Source organism: Pseudomonas brassicacearum subsp. brassicacearum, from assembly GCF_008801605.1.
Classification (GTDB): domain Bacteria; phylum Pseudomonadota; class Gammaproteobacteria; order Pseudomonadales; family Pseudomonadaceae; genus Aquipseudomonas; species Aquipseudomonas brassicacearum.
Genome location: NZ_VZPJ01000001.1, coordinates 1,272,845 through 1,279,703, shown reverse-complemented (window position 1 = coordinate 1,279,703; position 6,859 = coordinate 1,272,845). Strand labels below are relative to the sequence as shown.

The 6,859-nt window shown below is 61.0% G+C and carries 8 protein-coding genes and 1 pseudogene; 4 read left to right on the top strand and 5 right to left on the bottom strand.

All coding sequences use genetic code 11. The features are described from left to right. Positions 1-116 (top strand): annotated as a pseudogene (locus F7R20_RS31875) (IS110 family transposase); the annotation flags it as partial. Positions 117-167: 51 nt separating this feature from the next. Here the strand turns inward: F7R20_RS31875 and F7R20_RS05715 are convergent. The 4 genes from F7R20_RS05715 to F7R20_RS05700 all read right to left on the bottom strand — a co-directional run bounded on the left by F7R20_RS05715 (position 168) and on the right by F7R20_RS05700 (position 2,735). Continuing rightward, a complete protein-coding gene (locus tag F7R20_RS05715; protein WP_003199435.1) occupies positions 168-1,496 on the bottom strand; it encodes a deoxyguanosinetriphosphate triphosphohydrolase in 1,329 nt (442 codons plus the stop codon). Positions 1,497-1,696: 200 nt separating this feature from the next. After that, the gene (locus F7R20_RS05710) at positions 1,697-2,032 is read right to left on the bottom strand and encodes a hypothetical protein (protein WP_003199437.1); all 336 of its coding nucleotides are present in this window, start codon (positions 2,030-2,032) and stop codon (positions 1,697-1,699) included. Beyond that, the gene (locus tag F7R20_RS05705) at positions 2,029-2,418 is read right to left on the bottom strand and encodes a phage holin family protein (RefSeq protein ID WP_003199439.1); all 390 of its coding nucleotides are present in this window, start codon (positions 2,416-2,418) and stop codon (positions 2,029-2,031) included. Before F7R20_RS05705 ends, F7R20_RS05710 begins: the two co-directional genes overlap by 4 nt. A gap of 2 nt (positions 2,419-2,420) precedes the next feature. Further along, on the bottom strand, positions 2,421-2,735 hold the full coding sequence (locus F7R20_RS05700; protein ID WP_003199441.1) for a DUF883 family protein: 315 nt from the start codon (positions 2,733-2,735) through the stop codon (positions 2,421-2,423). A gap of 339 nt (positions 2,736-3,074) precedes the next feature. On the opposite strand from F7R20_RS05700, the gene F7R20_RS05695 reads away from it, so the two are divergent. After that, positions 3,075-4,283, top strand: coding sequence for an ammonium transporter (locus tag F7R20_RS05695; RefSeq protein ID WP_003199444.1), 1,209 nt, complete (start codon positions 3,075-3,077; stop codon positions 4,281-4,283). A gap of 8 nt (positions 4,284-4,291) precedes the next feature. Here the strand turns inward: F7R20_RS05695 and F7R20_RS05690 are convergent, their stop codons facing one another. After that, positions 4,292-6,004, bottom strand: coding sequence for a cation:proton antiporter (locus F7R20_RS05690; protein WP_003199447.1), 1,713 nt, complete (start codon positions 6,002-6,004; stop codon positions 4,292-4,294). 189 nt (positions 6,005-6,193) lie between these two features. Between F7R20_RS05690 and F7R20_RS05685 the strand changes: the two genes are divergently transcribed. Both F7R20_RS05685 and F7R20_RS05680 read left to right on the top strand, forming a co-directional pair. Next, positions 6,194-6,433 (top strand): glutaredoxin family protein, encoded by a 240-nt coding sequence (locus F7R20_RS05685; protein WP_003199449.1) that lies wholly within the window; start codon positions 6,194-6,196, stop codon positions 6,431-6,433. Positions 6,434-6,526: 93 nt separating this feature from the next. Continuing rightward, positions 6,527-6,847 carry a hypothetical protein gene (locus tag F7R20_RS05680; RefSeq protein ID WP_003199451.1) on the top strand — a complete coding sequence of 107 codons (321 nt, stop codon included), beginning with the start codon at positions 6,527-6,529 and terminating at the stop codon, positions 6,845-6,847. Positions 6,848-6,859 lie beyond the last annotated feature (12 nt).

The following is a 6,859-nucleotide window of genomic DNA, read 5'->3' as shown; positions in this document are numbered from 1 at the left end:
AAACCCAGGCATTGGTGGTGCTTGCTCGCAAGCTCTGCCGGGTGGCATTTGCCTTGATGAAAAATCAGAGCGAATACCAGCCGAAGCCTATGTTGCAGGGTTGCCCTGCAACATAGAATCTCCCACAGGTTTTGTACCAGGTGCAGCACACCGTCGATCCACGCCTTTTATTGGCGCGTGCGGCCGGTCATTTCCTGGGCCATTTCGCTGGCGTAGCTGTCAGTCATCCCGGCGATGAAATCGATCATTCGCAGGAAAGCGCTATGCAAAGGGCCATTGGGGTCCGGCGCGTTGTTCCCCAGCAGGTCGAGAATGCGGCGATTCTTGAACGAAGGCGTGCGGCCCCCGTGCTGTTCAAGGGCCGCTCCGCAAAATCCGTTGAGCAGGATTTCCAGCGTGGTGTAGGCGCCGATTTCGTGCAGGGTCTTGCGCTTGTCCTGGAAAATTTTCCGGCGCGCCATGTCCTTGGCATTCAACACGCAGCGTTTTGCCGGGCCGTGCATATGCTCCACCAGATCCCCGGGCAATGTGCCGGCAAGCAATGCTTCCTGCTGTTCGACAAAAGCCCGGGCGGCGGCGTTGGTCAGGTGTTCGATGGCCTTGCCTCGCAGGATCGCCAGTTTGCGTCGCCGCGAGTCCAACGGCCCCAACTGCCGGTAGGTGTCCGGAAGATCGTCGCCCACCAGGTCCAGGAGCAGCGATTCCACCTGGGGGTATTCCAGGAGATCCATCTCCACGCCGTCTTCCAGGTCGATCAGCGCGTAGCAGATGTCATCGGCGGCTTCCATCAGGTACACCAAGGGATGCCGTGCCCAGCGTTGATCCTCGATCTGTGGCAAGCCGAGCTTGTGGGCAATCTGCTCCAACAGCGGCAGTTCGCTCTGGTAGCAACCGAACTTGTGCTTCTTGTAGCCCAGCGAGTCCGCGTGGCGGGCAGTCCAGGGGTATTTCAAATAGGTGCCGAGGGTGGCATAGGTCAGCCGCGTTCCTCCGTCGAACTGATGGTATTCAAGTTGAGTGAGGACGCGGAATCCTTGGGCGTTGCCTTCGAAGTTGAGGAAGTCGTTGCGCTCGGCTTCGCTCATTGCATCGAGCCAACCACGGCCGGCGGCCTGCTGGAACCAATAGCGGATAGCATCCTCGCCGGAGTGACCGAACGGCGGGTTGCCAATGTCGTGGGCCAGGCAGGCCGATTGCACCACCATGCCCAGGTCGCTTGGCTCGCACCAGTCAGGCAGGGCATTGCGGATGGTTTCTCCCACGCGCATGCCCAGGGAGCGCCCGACGCAGCTGACTTCCAGGGAATGGGTCAGGCGCGTATGGATGTGGTCGTTGCTGGAGACCGGATGCACTTGTGTCTTGCGTCCGAGGCGGCGGAAGGCGCCGGAAAAGATGATGCGATCGTGGTCCTTGTGGAAAGGACTGCGGCCCAGCTCTTGCGGACTGTGCAGCGGTTTTCCGAGGCGTTCGCGAGTCAGCAGGGTGTGCCAATCCAAGGCCGGTTGCTCCGTTTGATGATGTCGGTGTCCTAGCTTCCCGGTTCGTGGGCTGCCCTGCAAGGCCTATGGGCGTGCACAGACCGGATACATAACCCTGTGGCGAGGGAGCTTGCTCCCGCTTGAGTGCGAAGCACTCACGGAAATAGGCCTATATCGCAGTCCAGCGGGAGCAAGCTCCCTCGCCACGGATGTCGTCCTCAGGGCTTGCGCAAGTCCTTGGCCAGCTTGACCAACGGCAGCAATGTCGTTGCCAGGCGGATCAGGCCAGTCAAGCCACCGCCACCGCCATTGCGGGTCCGTTTGCCGGTGATGAAACCGAGCAGGGACACCGCCGCCACGCCCCACAGTGGCGCGTGCTTGATGCCGAAGCCTTCGTGCCAGCTTTGCGTCAAGCCGCGCACCCGTTGCAAGGGCTGCAGCAACTGGCGCGTTTCCTGACGGATTTCCTGGCGATGCATTTCCATCCGCAGACGCACCAGCGCCTTGCGCATTTCCTGTCGTGTCCGGGCTTGAGGAATATCAGGCAGGCTCATGGCAACAGGCGCTCCCGGTCATTGGCCAGTTCTTCGAGGGTGGCATGGAAAGGAGAGGACTCGTCGTAGATCGCTGCCTTGAGCCGGAGCCCGCAGAACAGCGCCGCCAGCAGATAAAACAGGCACAGGCCGATAATGCCGGCCAGACGATAGGTGTCCCATACCAGGATCAGTACCAGTGCTGAAAGCCCGACCAACAGCAGCAGGCCGAACACCAGCGCAAGGCCGGCGAACAGCAGGAGGCTGACGGTGCGTGCCTTCTGTTCCTGCAACTCCATGCCGAACAATTCGACGTGGCTATGCAGCAAGCCAAGGAACGCCGCACCCAGGCGGCGTGCTGTAGGTTGTGTGCCCGCTTCGGACGAGCCGGATTCGTCGATGCCCATCATCAGCGCCGTGTCGCCAGCAGACCAATCAGAAAGCCAACGCCTGCCGCAATGCCCACGGATTGCCAAGGGTTGGCCTGTACGTATTCCTCGGTGGCGACCACCGCAGCCTGGCCGCGTTCGCGCATGGAGTCTTCCGTCAGCTTGAGTGTTTCGCGGGCGCGCAGGAGGGTTTCGTGAATCTGGCTGCGCAGTGCATCGGCTTGATCGCCTGCCAGCGTCGCGGTGTGATCGAGCAACCGTTCCGTGTCGCTGACCAGCGTCTGGAAATCTTCCATCAGGGTTTCTTGAGCAGTCTTTGCCTGGGTTCTGGCCATCAGTGAATCTCCGTAAGTGACGTCTGAAACGTTCGAGTATGAGCCTTGCTGGAAGGTTCAGTACAAGTGACTGGTACAACTTTTGCTCAGGCTTTTGCCATGTACTGGTGCATCAGCCTGCGCCAGTGCGCTGAAGCTGGGCGAAAGTCCGAAAAACCTTAACCCAAATAATCAAAACCCGCGAAGCACCTCCAAGCGGGATTTCGTTTTGACCATTCTTGCGCACCAAAGCGGTTCACCGGCCTGCGTCTGGCCAATGGGTCGTTTCAACTTGGTGCGTTCGCAAGGCAAGCGAACCGGTTTGGTGCTTTTTTCAACTTTTTCAGGTCTGCCAATACCATGGAAAATATGCAAAGTGCCGTGGACGGTCTGGTCCACAGCTCCAACACGCTGTTCATCCTGCTCGGCGCAGTCATGGTCCTGGCCATGCATGCCGGCTTTGCGTTTCTTGAAGTGGGAACGGTCCGGCAAAAGAACCAGGTCAATGCGCTGTCGAAAATCCTCAGCGATTTCGCGGTCTCGACCCTGGCCTATTTCTTTATAGGCTATTGGATTGCCTACGGTGTGACCTTCCTGCAACCGGCGGCGGTGCTCAGCACCGATCATGGCTATAGCCTGGTGAAGTTCTTCTTCCTGCTGACCTTTGCCGCCGCGATCCCGGCCATCATTTCCGGCGGTATTGCCGAACGTGCCCGGTTCGTACCGCAGTTGTGCGCCACGGTGCTGATCGTGGCGTTTGTCTATCCGTTTTTCGAAGGCATGGTCTGGAACGGCAATTTTGGCTTGCAGGCCTGGCTGCAAGCCCGGTTCGGCGCCAGCTTCCATGACTTCGCCGGCTCCGTGGTGGTGCATGCCATGGGCGGCTGGCTGGCGTTGGCTGCCGTGCTCTTGCTCGGCCCGCGTAACGGCCGCTACCGGGATGGCCGCCTGGTGGCGTTTGCGCCTTCGAGCATTCCTTTCCTGGCCCTGGGTTCGTGGATCCTGATTGTCGGCTGGTTCGGTTTCAACGTGATGAGTGCCCAGACCTTGCCCGGGGTGAGCGGGCTGGTGGCAGTCAATTCGTTGATGGCCATGGTGGGCGGTACCGTGGCGGCCTTGATTGTCGGGCGCAATGACCCAGGCTTCCTGCACAACGGCCCGCTGGCCGGTTTGGTGGCGGTCTGTGCCGGTTCCGACCTGATGCACCCGGTCGGTGCGCTGGTCACGGGGGCCATTGCCGGTGCCTTGTTTGTCTGGTGCTTCACCGCGGCCCAGGGCAAGTGGAAGATCGACGATGTGCTCGGCGTCTGGCCGCTGCATGGGCTGTGCGGGGTCTGGGGCGGCATCGCTTGTGGCGTCTTTGGCCAGAGCGCCCTGGGCGGCCTGGGTGGGGTCAGCCTGGTCAGCCAATTGATCGGCACGGCGCTGGGAATTGTCGTCGCCCTGGCCGGCGGGTTTGCGGTCTATGGCGTGATCAAGGCCGTGCTGGGGCTGCGCCTGACCCAGGAAGAAGAGTATTACGGCGCCGACCTGTCGATTCACAAGATCGGCGCGGTCAGCCAGGACTGAGCTTCGCACTATGGCTCCTTGTCCTGGTTGCCGGGATAAAAGCCGTGGAGCAGGCGATAGCGGTCATGACGAACCTGATCCACATGATGCCGGACCTGCTGCTCGGGCAGGCCGAGCATGATCAGGGCGTGGGAGGCCAGCATCAGGCTCGACTCCAGCAGCTCCGGGACCACTTCGCTGGCCCCGGCAGCCTGCAGCTCGGCCAGTTGGCTGTCGTCACGGGTGCGCACCAGGATCGGTACCTGGTGGTTGACCTGTCGGGCCGCCTTGAGCACGGTGATGGCGATGTCGGTCTTGTCCACTGCGATCACCAGCAACCTGGCGCGGCTCAAGCCAACGGCCGCAAGCAGGTCTCCTCGTCGCGAATCCCCATAATGCACGCAGTTTTCCCCGACGGTGGCTTCCTGGATGATCACTGGGTCGTCATCCAGGGCGACGAACGCCTGGCCTTCGCGACGCAGGAACCGTCCGATGGATTGACCGACGCGCCCATAGCCGCAAATGACCACATGGCCCGACAAGCCGGCATTGAGTGCGCTGATCTGGTCCAGTTGCGCCTCTTCGTTGGGTTTGCGATGCAGGCGCGCGGCGATGCGTGGCGCAGCGCGCAGCAACAGCGGGGTCAGTAGCATCGAGCAGAATGTCGCGGCCAGCAGCAGGCCGCTGATGTCGGCGGGCATGAGGCGGTTCTGCTGCATCAGGGCCATCAGGGCAAAGCAGAATTCACCGCCCTGGGCCAGCGCCAGGCCACTGCGCCAGGCGGTTTCAACGTCGCTGCCGCGCCATTTCACCAGGACGGCGACCACAAGGCCCTTGATGAGCATCAAGCCGAGGGTCAACCCCAGGATCAACAAGCCGTCATCGAGGAACAGCTGCAGGTCGATCAGCATGCCGATGCTGACGAAGAACAGCCCCAGCAGGATGTCGCGGAACGGACGAATGTCGGCTTCGATCTGGTGCCGGTAGTGGCTTTCCCCCAGCAGCATGCCCGCCAGGAAAGCGCCCAGGGCCGGCGACAAGCCGAGCAGGTGGGTCAGCCATGCCGTCAGCAACACGATCACCAGAGCCAGTAGCACGAACAGTTCTGCGGACCGGGACGCCGCCACCTCATGGAACAGCCGGGGCAACAGCAGCCGGCTGGCCAGCAGCAGGCCGCCGAACAGAACCAGGGTCTTGCCCAGGGTCAAGGGCAGCGCCCAGTACCACGGGTGGTCGCTGCTGCCCGCGAATACCGGCACCAGGGTCAACAACAGCACCGCGACAACGTCCTGGAACAACAACACGCCGATGGCGTTCTGGCCGTGGCTGCTGAAGATCTCTCCCAGGCTGGTCAATTCCTTGCTGACGATGGCAGTGGAGGACAAGGCCAGTCCTGCGCCGAGCAACAACGCGACGATCACAGGCGCGCCGGCCAACGCCAGCAATCCCGCCAGGACCGCCCCCGAGCACAGCACCTGCAGGCTGCCGAGACCGAACACGACCCGACGCAGTTCGAGCATTTTCGACAGGGAAAACTCCAGCCCCAACGAGAACAGCAGGAACACCACCCCGAGCTCGGCCAGGTCAGGCAGTTCTTCGCTGTCGTTGACCCAGTCCAGCGCGGTAGGCCCGACCGCCAGCCCGACGCAGAGATAACCCAGCACGGGTGGCAGGCGCAGCCGCCTGAACAAGGCGATGACCACCAGGGACGAGGCAAGGATGATCAGCAGGTTGGCAAACAAGGGGAACTCCGTTTCAAGGCTACAACGCACAGCGTAGAGGGGAAAATGCGACAAGCGTCGCTGGAAAAGCATTGGCGCTCAGTGATTTGCATCAGCGTTTTACCGAAACACCTTGAAGCGAGCCAGCGACTCGACGGTTTCCCGGGTCGGGCCTAGAATGACCGTCTATCTTTTTTGGGTCTACCCGCCATGCTTCCTGAATGCCAGTTGTTCGGCACCCTGGGGTGTCATCTATGCGAAGTTGCCGAAGGGGTGTTGATGCCTTTCGTCGAACATGGATTGTTGGTGGAACTGGTGGACATCGCCGAGAACGAGGCCTGGTTCGAAGCCTATGAGTTACGCATCCCGGTCCTGCGCAGGATCGATACCGGGGCGGAGCTGGAGTGGCCTTTCGATGACTCCGGCCGGGTGGCTGAATTTCTGCGTTGACCCATTTCCTGGCTTGCCTTCACGCGAGGCCATTGGCGAAAGTCGCATTCTTCGGTTACTGTATGCTTATACAGTTATCTGGAGTGCATCCCCTTGGTCAATGTCGAACAACTGAAAAGCAGCGTGAACAGGATGTCCGCGGACGTTGTGCGCGAGGCAGTCCTGGAGCTGCGCCTGGATGGCTTGGTTACCGAAGGCAAGACCCCCTTCAATAAACTGCATTTCAACACCTGTTTCGCCGAGATTGAAGCGTTGTTCCAGCGTGCGGGCTATCACAAACAGTTGGATGTGGTGGGTTACCAGGGCCTGTTATACGCGCTGTACGATCCAGGTCGCTGGGAGGCGGTGGAAGTACTGCGCTGGTTGAAAGAGTTCACCGAAGCGGCGGCAAAATCGACGTCAGTCACCGCGTGAGCAATCATTGCT